The sequence below is a fragment of the Pedobacter sp. W3I1 genome, assembly GCF_030816015.1.
GTDB lineage: Bacteria > Bacteroidota > Bacteroidia > Sphingobacteriales > Sphingobacteriaceae > Pedobacter.
Window position 1 is genome coordinate 2,622,318 of record NZ_JAUSXN010000001.1, and the last position, 21,178, is coordinate 2,643,495.

22 protein-coding genes are annotated in these 21,178 nt (G+C 36.9%); 6 read left to right on the forward strand and 16 right to left on the reverse strand.

Features of this window, described 5'->3' with window-relative positions:
• From QF042_RS10955 to QF042_RS11010, 12 genes are all read right to left on the reverse strand, one after another.
• Positions 1-756, reverse strand: coding sequence for a LytTR family DNA-binding domain-containing protein (locus tag QF042_RS10955; RefSeq protein ID WP_307528192.1), 756 nt, complete (start codon positions 754-756; stop codon positions 1-3).
• A gap of 120 nt (positions 757-876) precedes the next feature.
• The gene (locus tag QF042_RS10960; RefSeq protein WP_307528194.1) at positions 877-1,485 is read right to left on the reverse strand and encodes a DUF1684 domain-containing protein; all 609 of its coding nucleotides are present in this window, start codon (positions 1,483-1,485) and stop codon (positions 877-879) included.
• Between the two features lie 8 nt (positions 1,486-1,493).
• Complete coding sequence (gene aroC, locus QF042_RS10965) at positions 1,494-2,591, reverse strand: chorismate synthase (RefSeq protein ID WP_307528196.1); 1,098 nt, start codon at positions 2,589-2,591, stop codon at positions 1,494-1,496.
• Between the two features lie 88 nt (positions 2,592-2,679).
• Complete coding sequence (gene aroA, locus QF042_RS10970; protein WP_307528198.1) at positions 2,680-3,969, reverse strand: 3-phosphoshikimate 1-carboxyvinyltransferase; 1,290 nt, start codon at positions 3,967-3,969, stop codon at positions 2,680-2,682.
• A 572-nt stretch (positions 3,970-4,541) separates the two neighbouring features.
• Complete coding sequence (locus QF042_RS10975; RefSeq protein ID WP_215128497.1) at positions 4,542-5,681, reverse strand: chorismate mutase; 1,140 nt, start codon at positions 5,679-5,681, stop codon at positions 4,542-4,544.
• Between the two features lie 128 nt (positions 5,682-5,809).
• Positions 5,810-6,643, reverse strand: a complete 834-nt coding sequence (locus tag QF042_RS10980; protein ID WP_307528201.1) for a prephenate dehydratase — start codon at positions 6,641-6,643, stop codon at positions 5,810-5,812.
• A 313-nt stretch (positions 6,644-6,956) separates the two neighbouring features.
• Entirely contained in the window at positions 6,957-7,070 is a 114-nt protein-coding gene (locus QF042_RS10985; protein ID WP_307528203.1) for a hypothetical protein, read from the reverse strand.
• The gene (locus tag QF042_RS10990) at positions 7,067-7,264 is read right to left on the reverse strand and encodes a hypothetical protein (RefSeq protein ID WP_307528205.1); all 198 of its coding nucleotides are present in this window, start codon (positions 7,262-7,264) and stop codon (positions 7,067-7,069) included. The genes QF042_RS10985 and QF042_RS10990 overlap by 4 nt, the downstream gene beginning before the upstream one ends.
• 8 nt (positions 7,265-7,272) lie before the next feature.
• The gene (locus QF042_RS10995; RefSeq protein WP_307528207.1) at positions 7,273-7,464 is read right to left on the reverse strand and encodes a hypothetical protein; all 192 of its coding nucleotides are present in this window, start codon (positions 7,462-7,464) and stop codon (positions 7,273-7,275) included.
• A 157-nt stretch (positions 7,465-7,621) separates the two neighbouring features.
• A complete protein-coding gene (locus tag QF042_RS11000; RefSeq protein ID WP_307528208.1) occupies positions 7,622-8,584 on the reverse strand; it encodes a sterol desaturase family protein in 963 nt (320 codons plus the stop codon).
• A 1-nt stretch (position 8,585) separates the two neighbouring features.
• Positions 8,586-9,644 (reverse strand): 3-dehydroquinate synthase, encoded by a 1,059-nt coding sequence (gene aroB, locus QF042_RS11005; RefSeq protein WP_307528210.1) that lies wholly within the window; start codon positions 9,642-9,644, stop codon positions 8,586-8,588.
• The gene (locus tag QF042_RS11010; protein ID WP_307528212.1) at positions 9,644-9,850 is read right to left on the reverse strand and encodes an RNA-binding S4 domain-containing protein; all 207 of its coding nucleotides are present in this window, start codon (positions 9,848-9,850) and stop codon (positions 9,644-9,646) included. Before QF042_RS11010 ends, aroB begins: the two co-directional genes overlap by 1 nt.
• Before the next feature lie 93 nt (positions 9,851-9,943).
• Here QF042_RS11010 and QF042_RS11015 point away from each other — a divergent pair, with 93 nt between their 5' ends.
• On the forward strand, positions 9,944-11,128 hold the full coding sequence (locus QF042_RS11015) for a proline dehydrogenase family protein (protein WP_307528214.1): 1,185 nt from the start codon (positions 9,944-9,946) through the stop codon (positions 11,126-11,128).
• A gap of 174 nt (positions 11,129-11,302) precedes the next feature.
• Here QF042_RS11015 and QF042_RS11020 read toward each other — a convergent pair whose 3' ends face one another.
• The 4 genes from QF042_RS11020 to QF042_RS11035 all read right to left on the reverse strand — a co-directional run bounded on the left by QF042_RS11020 (position 11,303) and on the right by QF042_RS11035 (position 17,586).
• Positions 11,303-12,520 (reverse strand): IS4 family transposase, encoded by a 1,218-nt coding sequence (locus tag QF042_RS11020; RefSeq protein WP_307528216.1) that lies wholly within the window; start codon positions 12,518-12,520, stop codon positions 11,303-11,305.
• 504 nt (positions 12,521-13,024) lie between these two features.
• Complete coding sequence (locus QF042_RS11025; protein WP_307528217.1) at positions 13,025-13,345, reverse strand: DUF962 domain-containing protein; 321 nt, start codon at positions 13,343-13,345, stop codon at positions 13,025-13,027.
• Positions 13,346-13,353: 8 nt separating this feature from the next.
• Positions 13,354-13,989, reverse strand: coding sequence for an HAD family phosphatase (locus QF042_RS11030; RefSeq protein ID WP_307528219.1), 636 nt, complete (start codon positions 13,987-13,989; stop codon positions 13,354-13,356).
• A gap of 888 nt (positions 13,990-14,877) precedes the next feature.
• A complete protein-coding gene (locus QF042_RS11035; protein ID WP_307528222.1) occupies positions 14,878-17,586 on the reverse strand; it encodes a PQQ-dependent sugar dehydrogenase in 2,709 nt (902 codons plus the stop codon).
• Between the two features lie 404 nt (positions 17,587-17,990).
• On the opposite strand from QF042_RS11035, the gene QF042_RS11040 reads away from it, so the two are divergent.
• The 5 genes from QF042_RS11040 to QF042_RS11060 all read left to right on the forward strand — a co-directional run bounded on the left by QF042_RS11040 (position 17,991) and on the right by QF042_RS11060 (position 20,627).
• Entirely contained in the window at positions 17,991-18,215 is a 225-nt protein-coding gene (locus tag QF042_RS11040; protein ID WP_307528224.1) for a cold shock domain-containing protein, read from the forward strand.
• An 806-nt stretch (positions 18,216-19,021) separates the two neighbouring features.
• Positions 19,022-19,210, forward strand: coding sequence for a cold-shock protein (locus tag QF042_RS11045; protein ID WP_307528226.1), 189 nt, complete (start codon positions 19,022-19,024; stop codon positions 19,208-19,210).
• A 4-nt stretch (positions 19,211-19,214) separates the two neighbouring features.
• Positions 19,215-19,412 (forward strand): cold shock domain-containing protein, encoded by a 198-nt coding sequence (locus QF042_RS11050; protein ID WP_307528228.1) that lies wholly within the window; start codon positions 19,215-19,217, stop codon positions 19,410-19,412.
• Between the two features lie 101 nt (positions 19,413-19,513).
• Entirely contained in the window at positions 19,514-19,723 is a 210-nt protein-coding gene (locus QF042_RS11055) for a hypothetical protein (RefSeq protein ID WP_307528230.1), read from the forward strand.
• A gap of 127 nt (positions 19,724-19,850) precedes the next feature.
• The gene (locus tag QF042_RS11060; RefSeq protein ID WP_307528232.1) at positions 19,851-20,627 is read left to right on the forward strand and encodes an AraC family transcriptional regulator; all 777 of its coding nucleotides are present in this window, start codon (positions 19,851-19,853) and stop codon (positions 20,625-20,627) included.
• The last annotated feature ends 551 nt before the right edge of the window (positions 20,628-21,178 follow it).

Here is a 21,178-nt window from a genome sequence, read left to right on the forward strand (position 1 = left end):
TTATTTTAAAAATCTCGATAGGATTTTTTTGTCAATTGATTTCTCCAGTAATTCTTGTCGGTTAGAAGCACTAATTGGAACCAGAAAGTTATGATCTAAATGGACCTCATGATTGGTTAAGGTTACAATATGATTAGTATTGATGATGTATTGTTTGTGTACCCTTGAAAAAATTTTCGAAGGCAACTGTTTTTCTAAATTTTTTAGGCTTACCAAAATAACATGCTTATCGCTGCTGGTAAACAGCTTTGAAAAATCGCCCATGCTTTCAATATAAATTACATCATTATATTTCAACTTGGTTATGCCTTTAGTTTCCCTAAAAAAGAAATAATCATCGTCTGTTTTATCGTCGTTGTTTAAGTTTTCGACAGGGAGTTTATTTACTTGTTTCCTCAATTCAATATATTCGATTGCTTTATTGGTGGCTTTTAATATACGTTCGAATGTTGCGGGCTTAACAATAAAATCCAGCGCATCCAGATTAAAGCTTTCTGCAGCGTACTCACTAAATGAAGTGATAAAGATAAATAGTGGCTGTATTTTAAGACTCTTTAATAAATCCATACCAGAAAGCTCTGGCATATCAATATCAGAATAAACGATATCTACTGTAGTAGAGGATAAAATTTGCGAAGCTTCTATACCATTACTACAAACAGCAATAATATTTAATGATGGAATTTTTTTTAGATGCATTTCTATAGCATCTCTTTCAATTTCATTATCATCAACAATTAAGCAACTGTAGGTCATTTAGAAATATATAATTTAGTTAGAGAACACATTTTTTTTCTTAAAGTTTGTAATTTACGTTAAAATATGGATTATAAGATAATCCAGGCATCATTTTGTAGATAAACGTAACATTAACTTTTATTTTTGGTGTTTCTTTTCACCAGTGTATAATTTCTCACCTGCTTTTACGGCCAATGGTAAGTCGTTTTCTTCTGGCGGCACAGGGCAACGGTATCCGTCACTATAGGCACAGTAAGGATTATAGGCTTTATTAAAATCGATTTCGATGTGATGATCTACGATTTCTTTTGCATCCAGATCAATGTATCTGCCACCGCCATAAGTTTCCTTATTGTTGGTCTCGTCTGTAAAAGGCAGAAAGAGGTGATCTTTATAAACCGGGTTGGTTGATAAAGAAACACTTCTATATAAAGTCATTTGAATTTTTTTGTCATTCAAAATGAAATTTACATGTGCATATTTATAGTAATCGCTGCTGGAACCATTAAAAGTCGGCATTTTGAAAACTTTTTCATTCTTCAGTATTTCTACATCAGCCAAAATTTTATACGCACTGTCTGCCTCATAAAAGTGAAGGTTTTGCAGGTCGTTTTTCTTGAGTGGTGACCGTTCGTCTTTAATGAAATCCTGTTTATAGATTTCACGATGTTTTGTGATCTGTTCAGCATAGCTTTGTGCAAAGCTATTCATGCTGATCAATAGCAATAAGAAGGTAATGATTCTCATTTGGCGAATTAAATAATGCTTGCTTTGTTTCTTAAAAACTGATCGGCTAAAACGAGTGCTGCCATCGCCTCAACAATTACTACTGCTCTGGGTACCACACAAGGGTCATGTCGGCCTTTCCCTTTAATCTCCGAAGCTTCACCAGCTGCATTGATGGTTTGCTGGTTATGCATAATGGTTGCAACAGGCTTAAAAGCTACTTTGAAGGTAATATCCATCCCGTTAGAAATGCCGCCTAAAATACCGCCGGCATAATTGGTTGTCGTTTTAAAAACTTTCGAATCGGCAGCTTTTGGCTGAGGGATATCATTGTGCTGAGATCCTCTTAATTCGCTTCCGGCAAAGCCAGAGCCATATTCGAAACCATGAACGGCATTAATGCTGAGCATGGCTTTACCTAAATCAGCATGCAATTTATCGAAAACAGGCTCACCTAATCCCGCAGGGCAGCCTTTTATTATGCAGCCTATTTTTCCGCCAACGGTATCGCCATCTTTTCTAACCGAATCAATAAACTCGATCATTTCGTGTGCAGTTGCAGGATCAGCACAACGCACAATATTCTCTTCTCTAATTTGCAATAAAGCTGATAAATCATTGCTTTCTAAATTAGGAGCTTCTATTGTCCCTACTGAAGTTACATGTGCAAAAATTTCAATACCTTGCTGCTTTAAAAACAGTTTTGCAATTGCTCCAGCTGCTACACGGGCAGCAGTTTCGCGTGCAGAAGAACGACCCCCGCCACGGTGATCGCGGATGCCATATTTCGCATCATAAACATAATCGGCATGGCTAGGGCGGTAAACATCAAGATTATGACCGTAATCTTTTGACCGTTGATCTTCGTTCGGAATTAAAAGTGCAATAGGTGTCCCCGTACTTTTCCCCTCAAATACACCCGATAAAATCTGAACGATATCGCTTTCTTTTCTTTGTGTGGTAATTTTGGATTGACCTGGTTTGCGTTTGTCCAGTTCCGATTGGATAAAATCCATATCGATATCCAATTGCGCCGGACAGCCATCAATAATTACTCCAATGGCTACGCCATGAGATTCGCCAAAAGTGGTGATACGAAATAGTTGTCCGAATGAGTTGCCTGCCATTATTTTTAATTGAATTATAGATTGATTAAATTATTGAATGGATTTTAACACCCATTCTTGATACATGGTTCTTGATACTTTTTTCTCGCTACTTGATACTAACATCAAATCCTGCTTTTTTCAAATCTTCCCAATAATACGGATAAGATTTTTCTACTACCTGCATTTCTTCAATTTCAACTTCGTTAATTAATAGGGCAAGTGGTGCAAAAGCCATTGCCATACGGTGGTCCTCGTAGGTTGCGAAAGTGACTTTATCTGGAAAATGAAGGTTATCGGTATTTAAAGTATAAACCAGATTATCTTCTGTAAAAGTAACGCCTATTTTAGCTAATTCATTCTGAAGGGCTGCAATACGGTCTGTTTCTTTAATTTTTAATGTTTCTAAACCAGTGAAAGCCATGTTTTTGCCCAAAGCTGCTGCAATAACTACAATAGTTTGTGCTAAATCCGGACAGGTTTTTAAGTCTAAAACCTCTTTTGTATCTAAAGAAAGGCCTAAGTTGCTAATGGCAATGCCATTATCGGTTTTGCTGGTAGCAATGCCAAAAATCTTCATGATATTTTTGATCTGGCTATCACCCTGCAAACTCTTTTCTTTTAAAGCAGGTAAACTAATTTCTGCTTCATCAGCTAAAGCTGCAATACTATACCAATACGACGCTGCGCTCCAGTCGGGTTCTACAACCAAAGTGCCTGGTTTAAAAGCCTGTGGTTTAATGGAAATTGAATTTCCATTCCAGGAATGCGTAATGCCAACTTCAGCCAGCATATCTAAAGTCATATCTACATATGGCTTAGAAGTAAGCTCGCCTTCTATTTCTAAAGTTAAACCTTGAGGTAGGATAGGAGCAATCATCAGCAAGGCCGAAATATATTGACTGCTGATATCGCCTTTTATTTTAACTTCAGCGGTTTTTTGATTTAAAGGGCCAACAATATTCAATGGAGGGAAACCTTCTGCTTCTGCATAAGAAATATCTGCGCCAATGGTTTTTAAAGCCTGTGCCAAAATCCCAATAGGGCGCTGTTTCATTCGCTCGGTTCCGGTAAGTAAGAAATTACCATTTTTAGCTGAAAGATAAGCCGATAAGAAACGCATAGCGGTTCCGGCAGGGCCAACATCAACCAGTTCGGAGTTTGCAGTTTTTAGTTTGGAGTCTTCTCCCAACTCACTACCTTCAACGCCCAACTTATTCAGGATGCCATTTAAAGTTACCGTATCGGCAGCATTGGAAAGATTTTCAACTTTAACCAGTTGCTTGCTTAAAGCGCTAATAATTAAAGCCCTGTTGCATTCGCTTTTCGAGCCTGTTAATTGGATTTCCGTATTAATATTCTTGGTTCCTTTAAAAGAAACTAAGGCGTTTTTCGACATTTTATTCTGTGTTTATTCTTAAATGTAAGTGTCAGATGGAAACATCTGACACCACATCATATTTGTTTTTTATATCATACTGAGTTAGTCGAAAACTATCGTAAGTCCCTTCGACAGGCTACCATTGACAGACTCCAAAGAACGGTCGTCTTTCCCGCGCAGGCGGGAACCACGAAGTGCTCAGCGAAGCTAATCTTAAAGCTTATGGCATTACGATTATTCATAAGCTTTCTTTTCTTCAAAGGCATTCATGAGCACTACGTGGTTCCCAATCAATTTACCAATGACAGATTCTGAAATTCGCGTCATCTCGACCGAAGCAAATGCGGAGTGGAGAGATCTTTGGACTATGTTTAAAAGATCTCTCCACTGCGGTCGAGATGACGATTTATCTTACCTGTCTCCCAACTCCTTCGTTTTTTGCTAAAAAACTGACCTCTGGGAATGACGATTCTTCGCGGATTATCATCTATTAAAATCCCTGTAATTTATATTGATTTTTATACAATAAATTAACCCTCAGGATGACACCACTGTTAAACTTAGCTTTATGCTTTCAGCTTTAACCTCAACTACGCTTTAACTTCAGTATGTTGCTCGGCAGCAATGCCTTGTTCAGCTTTGCCAGCATTCATAATTTCAGTTTGCTTACGGATTGATTCACCATGCACCAATTCTAAGAATTTCTCAGTAAAATTTAAATCTAATTTTAAAGCTTTTGCAAAAGCATGACCTTTTTTAATGATGGCATCCCAGCGGTTAACCTGTAAAATAGTTACCTGGTTATCGCGTTTAAACTCACCAATTTTCTCTACAACAGCCATACGCTCACCCAATTTTTGTAATAAGATGTCATCAATTTTATCGATTGATTTACGTAGGTCAGCTAATTTATCAGCGAAAGCCTCGTTTGGTGCTTCTGGCTCACGAACGGTTAAACGATCAACCAATTCAGCTAAAGCAGCAGGGGTAACTTGTTGTTTAGCATCAGTCCAGGCAACTGAAGGATCTACGTGAGATTCGATCATTAAACCTTGCATGTCTAAATCTAATGCTTTTTGAGAAATGTAAGGGATTAACTCACGATTACCACAAATGTGACTTGGATCGTTGATGATCGGTAATTCAGGGCAAAGTGTTTTTAACTGGATAGCAAGTTCCCACATTGGTTCGTTACGGAAAGAACTTTTCTCGAATGATGAGAAACCGCGGTGGATAGCACCAATTTTAGTAATTCCTGCACCGTTAATACGCTCAATTGCACCAATCCATAATTGTAAATCAGGGTTAACCGGGTTTTTGATCAATACCGGAACATCATGGCCTTTTAAAGCATCCGCAATTTCCTGAACAGTGAAAGGATTTACAGTAGAACGTGCACCAATCCAAAGGATATCTACACCAGCTGCTAAGGCTTCTTCAACGTGTTTTGCATTCGCAACCTCCACAGCCGTTGGTAAACCAGTTTCTGCTTTAGCACGTTTTAACCACTCTAAACCGATACTTCCGATACCTTCGAATTCTCCCGGACGAGTACGTGGCTTCCAGATACCAGCTCTTAATACCGATACTTTGCCGGTAGCAGCCAATAAATGCGCTGTTGTTAATAATTGTTCTTCAGTTTCTGCACTACAAGGACCAGAAATGATTAATGGTTCGTTGTTTACGTTTAACCAGGTGTTTAAGGGTTGGATGTTTAAATTAAGTTTCATGATGATGGGGTTGTTTAATTCCGAAATCCGCAGGCGGAAAGTCTGGAGTTATATTTTAATTATTTTATTTACAAGTTTGATTATTCTGTTATTTGTCTTCGGATTCCTGATTTAAGACTCCTGACTTTTTATACTTTATCGTTCTTTTGATATTCTCCTAATATGTTGAAGTTCGATGTATATTTTAATGCCTTTCTAATGGCTTTATCATATTTTTCTGTACTTGGCCATTCTAAATCGACGTAAAAGTAATATTCGTTTCTTTTACCTAAAACAGGCATAGATTGTATTTTTGTTAAGCTTACATCCTGTTCAGCAAAGATGTTTAAAACTGTGGCCAATGAGCCTGCTTTGTGCCCAACCTGAAAACAGATAGACGCTTTGTTTATTTTCTTTCCTTCGTCTGTTTTGTCTTTTTTAAGAATTAGAAAGCGGGTGTAATTTTTCTTGTTCGATTCTACACGGCGTTCTAAAATGTTCAAACCGTAAAGTTCTGCAGCCAAACTGTTTGCAATGGCCATGGTATCAGTTAATTGCTCTTCCTGAATCCGCTTTGCGCAGGCAGCAGTATCGTTGCTCTCTACAATTTTAATCTGTGGATAATCGTAAAAGAAATCGATACACTGGCGGATGGCGATAGGATGAGAGGTAACCACTTTAATATCCTCAAACTTTACACCAGGTAGCGCCATTAAGTGCAATTGGATAGGCAGGTAAACTTCGCCTACAACTGAAAAACCATAATCGCGGATCAGTGTATAGTTTGGTAATAAGCTACCCGCAATAGAGTTTTCGATAGCCATTACTACGAAGTCGGCATCGTTTTTCTCTAATTTATCGCAGGTTTCTTTAAAAGAATTACACTCTACAGTTTCGATATCATTACCAAAGAATTTGTAGGCGGCTTCTTCGTGGAAAGATGCTTTAATACCCTGAATTGCTACTCGTTTTGTCGTTTCCATTTTTGCGTTAAAACAAAAAAGTCCCGGCTGTTTGCCGGGACTTTTTTATACATTTTAATATTGTTATATATCTTTTTGCATATTAGCCCCGGCTCTCACTAAAATAGTAAAAGTAACCAAAGTAATATGTGTTTGTAATTTGCATTTCTTTTTTTGTTGAGCCAAATGTAGTAACAAAATTTAATTTGTCAATAGGAAATTGAAAATATTTTTAATAAAATTAAATTTTGTTGGATTTAGACTGTTTTGAAGGTGGGTATGGAATGTTTGAACTGACTATCTGAGGCTAGTGGAGAAGAGTGCTGAGAATACATTATAAACTATCAATTATATTCTGGATATCTTTTTTCGTAATGGTTGCTTCTTCAGACTTGTCATAAATGTAAATCATATTGATTTCATTTTCAACTTGTAAGTAGGTGATCACTCTATAACCACCACTTTTTCCTTGCTCTTAACAGCAAGTCTTATTTTAAAAATACCATTACCTAGGTCTGTCCCAGTTTTTGGATTTTCTAATAATATTGATTCTAATTGAGATAAATCGTTAATTAATGATACGTGTTTCTTTTTTAAATGCTTTGCTTTTTTAATAAAAATAGGAGAATATATAATTTTCATTTCCTCCATCATATATCATTAAGAGATAGCGGAGCAGTTTTTCCTGCGCTAATGTCTTTTGCCTCTTTTATTCCTTGTTTTATTCCATCTAGCAAGAGTTGCTTTTTAGGAGTTTGAATTATCTTGGCATTAATTCTTTTTAATACCTCTAAAAGAAATTCAGTGTCGTTATCTTTAACTTGTATTGTTAATGTTGTCATTGCAATAAACTTTATACCAAAAATACAAATTATATCTTAATTAAGATACAACTGCATTAAGCATAAGGATATAGAGTATTCATCATGAATAATATGTATTTAGGGGCTCTATCTAACTTTATGCATCTGTGGGCTAAAATTCCGATGTTAATTTTTATTATCCTGTAGAACTTAACTCTCCCCGGTCGTTAAGTACTTTTATTTTATCCTGTTGTAGCGTTTCATACCTTTTCTTTTCCTCTTCACGTAACTCCTGTTGCATAATTTTAGCAATTTTGGTGCTTCCATCATGGCTCCATCCTGGTGGATTGAAAACGTATTTCAGTTTATCCATAAACGTTGGCGCCTTTTTAACATCCGCACTCAAAGCAATAAATTCATGAAAAATAATGTTAACCGCTCCGGTATCTTCTGGCTGTGTAGTTAAACCATATTTAACCACGTCTTCTGGCAGTTCTTCCTGGAAAGTTCCAAACCATCTATCCCAAAGGATTAAAACCATGCCCATGTTTTTGTCTAAATACCGAACATTGCTGGCATGGTGCACGCGATGGTGAGAAGGCGTTACAAAAATATATTCATACCATTTTGGAAACTTAATGTTGTACTGTGTGTGCACCAGATTGCCATAAATTTGCGTAACCAGATAAGCAAAAAGAATGTCAACCGCTGTAAAACCCATAAATGCAAGAGGCAAATAAAAGAAAACACGGTACAAGGGCTCGAAAACAGTTGAACGGAAACCAGTGGTTAAGTTAAAATGTTCTGATGAGTGATGCGTAACGTGCATGGCCCAGAAAAAGCGCACATAATGGCCAACGGTGTGTAAAAACCAATACAGAAAATCCTGCGCTAAAATTAAAACAAGCCAATAAACCCAAATATTAGGAATTTGGAATAAACGGAATTGATAACAATATTCTAATAGAAAAAAAGTGCCGGTTTTGGTTGCTAAATTGATTACAATCGCCGCCGTCATCAGATAAATATTGGTCCAGGTATCGCGTTTGGTGTATAATTTTCTGTCGTGCGCATAGCTGAAATACATTTCAACCAGGGTTAAAACGATTACGAAACCAAACAGGCCAACAACAGAAATATCACTTCCGGTAAAATTCATTTTACAAACTGTTATAATAATCTAAACTGCTTAAAATATCTGCTGTACTTACACGGCAGTTAAACGTGCATTTACCTGTTGTTTCTAGAAGTGAAAATAGAATGTTTCCATCTTCATTCTTTTTATCACTTTGCATTAATGCTAAAAGGGTATCAAAACTTTCCTTTTTAATATGATATTTAGGATATAATGATAAAATATATTCGCTAATATCTGTCAGTTCTTCTTTTGTTAACGTACTATTTTTGATCGATAATGCAGCCTCACAAACAAAACCAATGGCAATTGCTTCACCGTGGGTTAACGGATTTTTGTCGTTTGCCAAAGAATAACCTTCTACGGCATGCCCAATGGTGTGTCCGAAGTTTAAAATCTTACGCAGGTTTTTCTCATGCGGATCGATGGTAACCACTTCGTTTTTAATTTCTACTGAGCGGTAAATGTCTTCGGCAGAAGGAGTTAAGTAGTTGCTTCCTTTTAATTTTTCGTAATAAGGCTTATCATAAATTAGGCCATGTTTAATCATTTCAGCAAAGCCCGATAAAAGCTCGCGTTGTGGCAATGTTTTTAAAAATGCAGTTTCGATAAAAACCATTTGTGGCAAGGTAAAAGTACCCACCATGTTTTTTACATTATCGATATCAATACCGGTTTTGCCACCTACCGAAGCATCAACCTGCGATAAAAGGGTAGTGGGTACATTGATAAAATCAATCCCTCTTTTATAAGTAGAGGCAATAAATCCACCCATATCGGTAATCACACCACCACCTAGATTAATCATCAAACTTTTGCGGTCAGCTTCAAAATCCAAAAGGGTTTTCCAGATACCAATACAAAAATCGATGTTTTTGTTTTCTTCTCCTGCCGAAGTTTCAATCAGATCAAATTCTGCATAATCATCTAATAGCGACTGGAACAGGGGTAAGCAAATTTCGCTGGTATGCTCATCAGCAAGTACAAAAACTTTGCTGTATTTGTTGCTTTCTAAAAGTGTTTTTAGTGCTGCTAAACTGCTTTCGAAATATAAGGTGTGGCCTGCGCTGGTTAGTGGTTCCATTAAATAACTTCTATTTTGTTTTCACCAAAAGTAATAATATCGCCAACTCTAACCTTATAACGTTTGCGGAATTCGACCTCGCCGTTAGTTTTTACTAAACCATCCTCAACAACGGTTTGGGCATCACCGCCACTGCCAACTAATCCGGTAGCTTTTAACAGCTGGATTAATGGAATAAATTCGCCCTCTAATTTGAATTGTATCATTTTGTGCAAAAATACGATTATTTAGAGGTTTTTAGTTTTAACAATGAATGCTTTTTATAATTTTGCACCAATCTGACTTATTAATAGATAAAAATGGATTTATCCCCCAACAAACAACCGAATTTCGATAATACGGAAATTGCTTTCCGCCAAAAATCTAATACCGAACTAAAAAAAGCATATTGGCTTTTTAAAATGATTGGCAGTAATTTTCTTACTAAAGTTGGCCCAGCTATTACCAATTTCTTTTTAAATATCGGCTTGCCCATTCAAGGCGCAATAAAAGTAACCATCTTTCAGCAATTTTGTGGTGGCGAAACCATTGCCGAATGTGATAAGGCCATTGAACAACTGCATAAAGGTGGGGTAGGTACCATTTTAGATTATTCGGTAGAAGGAGAAGAGGAAGAACAGGTTTTTGACGAAACCTGTGCCGAAATTATCCGTACCATTATGCGTGCTGATGGTGATCCCAAAATTCCGATTACGGTTTTCAAAATTACCGGAATTGGCCGTTTTGCCTTATTGCAAAAACTGGATGCTAAAGAAGCGCTAAATGCCAGCGAAAAGGTTGAGTATGAAAAGGTGAAACAACGCTGCGAAAAGATCTGCCAAACAGCTTTCGATAAAGGTGTGCCAATTATGATCGATGCGGAGGAAACCTGGATTCAGGATACGATCGATGAATTGGCCTTAGCTATGATGCGTAAATTTAACCGTGAACGGATTATTGTTTACAATACTTACCAAATGTACCGTCATGATAAGTTAGCCGATATGAAAGCCGACCATTTAATTGCTAAAGCGGATGGTTTTATTCTGGGCGTGAAAATGGTTCGTGGTGCCTATATGGAAAAAGAACGTAAACGCGCAGCAGAAATGGGCTACCCTTCACCAATTCAGCCAGATAAGGCAGCATCAGACCATGATTACAATGAGTCTTTGCGTTATTGTGTTGATCATATTGAAGACATTGCCATTGTGGCCGGAACGCACAATGAAGATAGCAGCCGTTTATTGACTTACCTTTTAGAGGAAAAAAATATTACGCACAATCACCCTCATGTATATTTTGCCCAGTTGTTAGGGATGAGTGATAATTTAAGTTTTAATCTGGCCGATTCGAATTATAATGTAGCAAAATATGTTCCTTACGGACCGATTAAAGCGGTAATGCCTTATTTATTCAGAAGAGCACAAGAAAATACTTCAGTGGCCGGACAAACAGGCCGTGAGTTGGGATTGATTGAAAGAGAATTAAAAAGAAGAAAACTGTAATTTAGTATTCAGTTAGCAGTTGGTTTTTTCAGTTTTGGGCGGTAATAGATACTGCCAATTGAAAATTGCCAACTGTTTTTATTTTCTCATCGTCATGCTGAATTTATTTCACTGTTGTCCGGTAAAAATAGATTTTAACGATAAAACAAGTTTTATCCGCATTCTAGAGGTGTTTTATGTCTTAAAATCTATTTCCAAGGCCCCCAATTTTAGCTGGTTGTTATTACCTTTTCCCATACTTAGCTTTTCAGGATTGTTGAGGAATTTGTACAAGCTAATGTAGCTCATCATGTGTAGCCTGATAATTGACCTTAAATTGGAAAATGCCCATTTTCTTTTGAGCTGTACCTGTACAACTTTTATCAGCAGATCGGATATAAAAGCACACCATATCTGGATTTTGATTGCGTTTTCATTGTCCCCAAGGAAATATTTAAGGGGAAAGTTCTGCTTTACCCTTTTGAAGAGCACCTCGATGAGCCAGCGCTTTTTGTATATTTCTGCGATCTCTTCGGGCAACAGGGAGAAATTGTTGGTTAGGAATTCGAATGTTCGTCCCGATTCCGCATCAAAAAAGGTAACCATACGTACGTTCAGCCTGATCTTTTCCCGTTGCGTACGCGTACCCTGTATCAATATCCGGTCATTCTGCACACCTGCCGCCATGCTCTGCAGGGTCAGTTCCCTACTTTCAACGATTTCATATCTTGCATCTTTTTTCTGTCTGGTGACAAAAAAAGCGCCCTGTTTTCCAATCCTCTCATACTCCGAATAATCCACATAACCTTTGTCAAAAACAATAAATGACCCTTCTTCAAGGTCTATCTCTTTCAGGAAGGGCATGTCATTCGCACTAGCGGCAGTAAAACTGATTTTTAAGGGCACATGCTCAGCTGCACCGATCAGGGTGTGAACCTTGATCCCGCCCTTTCTTTTTCCGTTCATCTTCCCAGGGCTGGGCGCATCGAGTATCCGTTGGAAAAGCGTGATGGTGGATGAATCCGCAATAAAGAGCTTATCATACTGTTTTAATCGGCTGTCCGGTAAAAGATGCCGGTGCCGTTTGTATAAAAGCTCGTAAATCTGTTGAAAAACATCGAATGGCCTTTTACTGTTAGCATCGCACAGGGTACTTCTTGCCGGGGGGCTGCTTATACCCAAATGAAGAAGCTTGGAGTGGCATGCGTGCATCCCGCTGACCACTTCACGGGTGCTGGTGCAATTGTTCAAGCTACAATAGAGCATTGTAACCAAGTGGCAAAAAGTATCAAAATACTTATAATAATGGTCGTAACCGCCACGGCGTGACAATGACCTCACAGAATTCCGGTCGATCAAACTTAATAGCTGGTTTAAGATCGGCTGTCCGGTAAAAAATGTATTTTTGCTCATGCTGTTGATTTAAGTGTCGTAACTCAAATATAACAGTATAAAGGGTAGCTTTAATCGCTACCCTTTTTTATAAGTAAAAAATAATTTCTCCGGACAACAGTGAATTTATTTCAGCATCTTTCTTGTTAATTATTTTTTTGGAAATGAACATGCAGTAATACTTGGGGGTATGCAGTCTCGCTTTGCGCTATATCTTTTTGGCTGCCCTTCGACTTCGCTCAGGGTGACAGTCAAAAAGGATGCCGCTGCAATCGAGTTTAGGTTGAGCGATTGTTTTTTATTTTCGTATCGTCATGCTGAATTTAGTTCAGCATCTTTCATGTATATAATTAGTTCATTATTTTTTTGGAAATGAACATGCAGTAATACTTGGGGGTATGCAGTCTCGCTTTGCGCTGTATCTTTTTGGCTGCCCTTCGACTTCGCTCAGGGTGACAGCCAAAAAGGATGCCGCTTCAATCGAGTTTAAGATGAACGGGTAGTGCTCAGAACATGCCAGGAGGATTATTTCTTCACCACAAAAGATTGTTTGCCCGTTAACAAATCGTAAAACAGGATAAAATCACTTACTAAACTATAACCTGGATACTGAAAAGTAGCAGGCTTGTTTTTCTCGAAAAAGAAATGCCCAACCCAGGCAAAACCATATCCCAATACAGGTATGGCCAGAAAGAAATGCCAATTATGAAAAAGAAAGCCTGTGAAAAAGGCGAGACAAACCAATCCGGTACCGATAAAATGTAAAATACGCGATGTGGTATTGGTATGCTCCAACAAGTAAAAAGGGTAGAACTCTTTTAACGATTTAAACTTTTTTTCTGACATATACTAATTTACAAAATTCCGTTCGCTTTTAAAAAGGCGCCCAGTTGTGCCGGTTTTTCGGTCATTAATAATGCATTTAATCCAACTTTTTTAGCACCTTCAATATGTTGCGGACTATCGTCGATAAATAAGGTTTCGGCCGGATCGAGGTTGTTTTCTTTTAATACCTGTTCAAAAATATTGGTACTCGGTTTGCGCAGTTTCATGTGCTGAGAAAAATAAGCTTTCTCAAAATACGCATCGTAATTATTGATTTCAAAAGTGGTTTTGAGGTAATTGATGATCCAGTCGTAATGGATTTCGTTGTTGTTACTTAATAAAAAAGTACGGTACTTTTCTTTTACTTCAAGCAGTAAATCGTGGTTTTGCTGTATGGTTCCAATTAACAGGCTGTTCCATGCATCATCAATTTGCTGGTCGGTTAATTCAGGTTTCTCTGCGGCATTTCTAATTCCCGTCCTAAATTCGGCCGGAGAAATTGCCCCGGTTTCAAAATCATCAAATAGTTGATTGTGTGCTTTGTGGGCAAAGAAATTTTCAATATCGGTAATGCCTAGCTTTTGAAAAGATGCCTGAGCAATTCTGAAATCGATATCAAATATCACGTTTCCGTAATCGAAAATAATGTTTTTAATGTTTTGCATGGAAATCATCAGGATTTGCTGCAAAGATATTATTGCTGATTTAATGAAGGGTATTAAATCACTTTTTTTTACAAAAAAAGCCCAAAGTGCTTAATTGGCGAGTAGTACTTTGTAGATGCGTCATTCCAAAGGTCAGTTTTTTAGCAAAAAACAAAGGAGTTGGATGATAGGTAAGATAAATCGTCATCTCGACCGCAGTGGAGAGATCTTTTAACATAGTCCAAAGATCTCTCCGCTCCGCAGTTGCTTCGGTCGAGATGACGCCAGTTTTAGAATCTGTCGTTGGTAACCTGATTGGGAATCTTAATGCTTTAGTTGTGTTCTACTTGCATTAAGATTCCCGCCTTCGCCTATCGTGTGGACACATCTTCGTTAACCTAGATTTGTATTTATAACCTCTTTTCTTAAGGCGATCGTCATGCTGAATTTATTTCAGCATCTTTCCTGCTATTAAAAGATTCTGGTTCTAAAAACTAATTTTTAGATACAAATGTTGATTTTTCCGCTCTTTGCCGCGGGGGCATGGTACTTTGGAGCGCCAAAGTACCCAAAGCGCTTTGTCAATCCGGCAAGGGGCCTTTAACACAAGCCTCATTCACATCAAAAAAACAGAGGCACTTCGTTTTGTGTTCAATTCTCTTCAGCACTTTAAATTAGACTCTATGAACACAAAACCACTGCGTTTCAGGTTTGTTCGTGCTAATTGTAATGAACTACTCCTGTTTTTTTGATTTTCCCGGCCCTTGGGATTGACGGCGTTCTTCGGTAAAACCTGTAATTTATTAAAGCAAGCTAGCAAAACGTATAAAAAAACCAAACCAAAAGATGTGTCCACACGATAGGCCTTCGCGGGAATGACGCAACATCAAAATAATTTTATTTATAGACTTATTTAGGCTCTACAGTAATTGATTGAATAATTGGCCTGTTCTTTTTATCGTTGGTTTTTAGTTCTTTAAACACAAAATAGATAGAATGGAATTTTCCATCCGAAAGCATGTTGATTGGAATACTTTTCCTGAAAGTAGATTTTCCAATCATAATGCCTTTGCTGTCATCTAACCTGATTTCGATCTCTCCATCAGCGCCTTGATCAAGGTTTAAGAATGAGAAACCAAATCCAGAAATACCAGTTAAGTCGATATTTTTAATGGCTAACCAGCCGTTATCCTTAGTTAAAACCAGTTTTTCTCCACCAAAAACATCTTTTCGCTCAAAACCTCCAAAATCTTTAATGTCGTCAGCATCAATGGTACTACTTTTAAGATTGATGAGATTTGTTGTGGTTAAAGGTTTTAAACCTGCAGCACCTGCATCGGTATAAGTTGCTTTTAAGGTTAGTACCGATTTCTTTTTATCGGTTGCTGCTGGCGGAACAATTTTTCCAGAGGTTGGGAGTGATGCTTTAACGGCTTCCTTGTTACCCAAAGTCATAATCCACTCCGTAATTTTTTTCACTTCAGCTTCTTTCATTGCGGTATGCGCAGGCATTGGTACTTCTCCCCACACGCCATGGCTCCCGCCAATCACTTTTGAAGCCAGGTAATCAACCGCTTTGTTGTCGTTTTTATATTTAGCTGCAATTTTATCGAAAGCGGGCCCAATAGAAACAGCCGATTCCTTGTGGCAGGTGCTACAATCAGATTTCAGCATCAGTGCTCTGCCAGCCATAGTTTGTGCTGCCTGTTGGTGCCCCAATTGTGCACCAGCTAAATCGGTTCCTTCTGTATAAGTATTTGAAATGTATATGCGGTTATTATTTACTTTAGCCCCTTTATCGCTTACTAAAACTTTATAATCAATTGGTTTATTAGGGAAATAAAAGCTCTTGTTTCCAGTTAAGTCAATATTTACAGTGGGGTGCTCGTTCCCTGCAAAAACAGGTACAACCTGGCTTTTTACAGAAGCTTTACTTTTATCAATTACAGTAACACTTACTGGATATTCGCCCACTTTGGTAAAGGTATATTGTAAACTTGGTGTGGTTGTAGTTTTGGTAATTCCTTTTCCCAGGCTCCAAATATAAGTTAAAGCATCTCCGTCAGGGTCTTTCGCCGTAACAGTTGCGGTCATTTTATAAGGAAGTAAACCACTTGTTTTTGCAATGTTCAGGCTTTCAACTGTTGGTGGGCGGTTGCCTTTCAGGTAATCGATTCTGGTAATTGCAGCGTCAGGATTTTTGGTAAACCAGCCTTTGCCGTATTCGAGGATATATAACTTTCCATCAGGGCCCAGCTCCATATCAATTGGTGCTGCTAAAGAAACATTAGCCATAAAAGGTTCCATGCTCAGGTAATCACCCTGTGCATTCATGGTTACCGCTTTTACCCATCCACGTACCCATTCATAAATAATTAGCTTTCCGTTATAATAAGCCGGGTAAGGTGAGTTCGCTGTAGCATAATATACCGGGCCAGCCATTGCTGTACGGCCACCTGCACCAACCTGTGGAAACTCTTTCGATTCACCATAAGGATACCAGATATATGCTGGTTGCGCGGGTGGAAGTTGTTCCAGGCCTGTATTGTTTGGCGAATTGTTAATTGGCTTTGCAGGATCAAATGCATCTCCGTTTGCTCCATTAGTATAATCGTAAGCTTTATATGCATAATTATTGCCTATAAATAATGGCCAGCCAAAATTACCTGCTTTACGGGCCTGGTTTACTTCATCATAACCTCTGGGACCTCTCAAATCATCATCGTTGGATGCATCAGGGCCGACCTCTCCCCAATATAAAAAATTTGTTTTTTGATCTACTGAAATCCGGTAAGGGTTTCTATTACCCATTACATAAATTTCAGGTTTAGATTTTGGATCATTTTTCGGAAAAAGGTTACCATCCGGAATGCTATAAGTGCCGTCTTCATTTACTTTGATCCTTAAAATTTTACCCCTCAAATCGTTGGTGTTTCCAGCCGATCTTCTGGAATCGTATTGTTCTAAACCCTTTCTGTTATCAAGCGGGGCATAGCCTTTATTAACATATTGTTGTTTGGGTACATCAAAAGGAGTGGAATTGTCGCCTGTTGATACATACAATAAATTATCAGATCCAAAAGCAATAGATCCTCCGGTATGGCAGCAGATTTCGCGTTGAGAATAAAATTCTAAAATGACCTTTTCTGATGCTTTTACAATCTGATCGTTTATTAACTTAAATCTGGATAGTCGATTTACCGATTTATCAAAAGGACTGTAGAAAAGGTAGATATATTTATTAACTGCAAATTTTGGATCTGCAGCCATACCCAATAAGCCTTCTTCTGCATTCACATCCGGAGTACTGGTTTTAAAATAAACATCGAGTTTACCAGCCTCTTTAATTTTTTTGGTCTGGTTTTTATAAATCAACACTTCACCTCTGCGTTGTGCTACCAAAATATCCAGGTTAGGGAGGATGGTCATTTCAGTAGGCTCTGTAAATTCTCCTTGTGCAAGGGTAACTTTTACAAAACGGTCTTGATCTGGTGTGTCTATTTTATGTATGGGGAAAAATTCGAAAGCCTTGCTCTCGTAAACATTTTTGTTTAGTGTTGTTGCCGATATAAATACAAATGCAATGGCAGATAACAGTACGGTAAAAGTTGTTTTCATTTATTTGGTTGATGGATTTTTAATAAATATAGGATATAGTTTTATAGCCTGAAGTATTGTATCAAAATTTATGCGAATAATATTAGGATCGATTAGTTATTTATTGAGAGAATTATAGAATGATGGATTGATTGAATAAAGCACATAACTGAGTTAACTATATCTGGTTAACTTTTCATGATATGCAAAGATTAATATAACTTAAGCGGGAGGAAGTATAGTGGGACTGTACTAATTTATTAAAGATTGCTCCGTTGGTGTTTAAATCAAACGTTTTTAATTGAAATCCATTCATCAACAAATTTATTAATCTTATCTATTTTTTCTTTCAGAATCTCTACTATTGAATTGGTATTGTGTTGATAATGTTATTTTTATATAGATTACACTCTAAAAATAATACGATGACTGGAGTAATAACAGCTTACAATAAAGAAAGGGGTTTTGGTTTAATCTCTCAATATTTGGTTTTAGAAAGCATTTATTTTGATATAGTAGATTGCAAAGCGAAAGGTTTATATGTTGGGAGTACAGTTGAATTTGATACTGCTATTACTAAAAGAGGAGTGGTTGCTAAAAATATAATGGGTGTTTCTAAACTTAGGGTCAGACCCAAGACCTTAATATAATAAAGCTTTCGATTTTAAAATCTTGCATAATCTCTGTCAAAAGTGTCCCTTTTATGCTATTTATGATCAAGTTTAAATGTGAGTTCCAGTGCTCAGTCCCTATAAACTTAAACCCATGATCGGGTTAATGAGCAGTTATATCATCTCAAACAAGACTCATCAAAACCTTTGTAAAAATTAATTAAATTCAAATCGTACAACCTTAAGTTGTTTTTTTAAATTATTTTGTGTCAGCCTATTGTCATTGTCATTTTAATCTGTAAATTAGAGAATGGGCGATAAAGTAAATTTGATTCTTGGAATAGTTTTCCTTTTAGGTGGTTTTAGTGTTTTCTTTGTGATTTTTAGCGGAAAAAAGGGTTAGTTCAATTTTCAAATACTTTTTTCAGGAGAAACTTTTCTCCTTGAATGGTTTATTGATGAAGCGGCAAAATTCGGTATCCGAATAAAAAAAGAATTCATTTCTGGTATTTACATCAATCCTATATTATCATTTAGGATCGGTGAACTATGCAGTGATAAATGCAGGCTAACAGCTTGTTATATCTGTTGTATGCCAATCGAGATTCGATGCTGGCAAAATCTTGTTTTATCGGTTTTTTAATTCAAATCAGTTTATTAGCTATTATATTCAAATAGGAAAGTTGTGGATGCTGTCTTCGGCTTTTTTTTATTATATACGCTTTGTTTATCCTAACACTAATCATCATTTATTATTGCTTGATCTATGGGTTTAGTGCAGAAATCTATTTAATAGCTAAACCTTTTTGATTTTTTGTATGTTTATTGTATAAAATCTAAATAAAATGCAAGGAACAGTAAAATTTTATAATGAATCTAAAGGTTTTGGTTTCATCATAACAGAAGACGGAGAAGAAGTTTTTGTTCACGTTACAGGCTTAACTGATAAAATAAGCCAGAATGATCGGGTAGAGTTCGAAATCGCACAAGGGAAAAAAGGCCCTAATGCGGTTAATGTTAAATTGATTCAGTAGTTCGATGAGGTTAGGTACAGTAAAGTTTTATAATCAACAAGAAGGTGTTGGCAGTATTATACCATCCAATGGAGGGAGGGAAGTGAGTGTTTTTGCCCATGGTGTAGTCGATCCGATAAAACCCAATAATATTGTTCAGTTTGATATTGAATTTACACAAAATGGAATTGAGGCCATTAAGGTGATTGTGCTATCTGCATAGATAAATATTATAGGATGTTCTTTTATCATCTAATCAGTTTATAATTATTTGGCACAGTTTTTTGGCGAACTATACAATAGTTAACGCAAGAGTGTCGAAAAATGGTGACAAAAGAAATGGGTACAATAGATTATTATAATGAAACCGAGGGTTTTGGGAAAATCAGGAGCAATATTGGAGAAGAAGTTCTGTTTTATCAAAACGACTCCATAAATGGACTTAATTTAAGAAGGGGGTTAAAAGTTTCTTTTGAATTGCATCAAATATTATCAATTGCAATAAATGTGTTAATTCTTGAACCGAAAGATTGATGATGATTTAATGATTAATCCATTAGTCTGTATTACAGATAGCGTCTTATCATTATAATAAATTATTTTAGCAACTTGTAACCAAATCTGATAAATTTGATCTTACTGTTGTTTATCCTTAAGTTTTATGATACAGCTGGAGCCAATTAGCGGTTTTTTTAAAAGAGAACGCGCGTTGCAGGCAATATACCCTATGCGTATGTTGATTGTACGCGAGGGAAATGGCTTTTTGTGCATGAATTCTGGCGATTATCCCCTGTTAAAAGGTAGGATTTTTTTTATTCCGGAAGAAGGCCTGGTTAGGCTCGATGGAGAAATTACATCAGGTTATTGGCTCAGTTTTAGCAGTTTCTTATATGCCGAATTTTTACTTCAACACTTAGACCCCCAGGCTAAGAACCTCTTTTTAAATTTATCTTTCAGGGATCTCGATTCGCACCAATCAACTAAAACTTACAGTTTACTCGATCAGCTAAAAAGAGAAATCAATATTAAAAAAGATATGCCCTTTTTAGCACAATACTTATCATTATTTCTGGGTTTTACAGCTGGTTTAGATGGCTATCTTGCTGCTATAACTTTAGATGATTTGCAACAGGTATTGCGGTTTAGGGCCATTTTAGAACAATTTTATAAACAAGAAAGATCCATTCAATTTTATGCAGAAGGCATGGGGATGAGTGCTGGTAAATTGAATAAATTTTTAGATCGTGTGCTTGGAAAAAGCCTGTCAGTACTCATCAAAGATCACATTATGCGCAAAGCAGAAGAATTGTTGCTTCACAGTGATTATACGGTTGATGAAATAGCTGAATTATTGGGTTTTGAACAAACTACTAATTTTAGTACGAGTTTTAAACGGCACAAAGGCATTTCGGTATTGCAATTTAGCCGCCTAACCTAAATTGAATGAAAAATTGGTGCGTCTGCCAAAGAAATGTTCATCAGTTTGATTTCATCTCTTCTAGAGAACAGGTATTCCAGACCTCACTACATTAATTGCTTTCGCGCCTAACGCGTAAAGTTTTGCTAACTGCATCTATTTTATCAGCCGCACCAATTTTACATCCGCTAAATTATAAAATCTTAGCCTAAAGAAAAAAAATATTCGTAAATATATTACATAGTTGTATTTTAGTGTTTACAATTCTGCATCTGAGCCGGTTTGAGCAAGTAAAATAAAAAGTCTAGTAAATTTGTAGTCTATTCAAAAAAAATTATATTTGCCGAAAATATAATCATTATGAAACAAGAGTTTACGAAATCTATCCTCGTACCGAGCCCCTTATTTATAACTTTAAACAGAATGTATTGTTGCTGGTAATTTAAAAAGAATTGCTTGTTTCTACTCGTGCAGTAAGAGCAAAAAAAAGGAAAATACATAAGTATTTTCCCCCGGCAAAATTAACGAAACAGGAATTCAATTGGCGTTGCACCTGTTTCAAATCAGTTCAA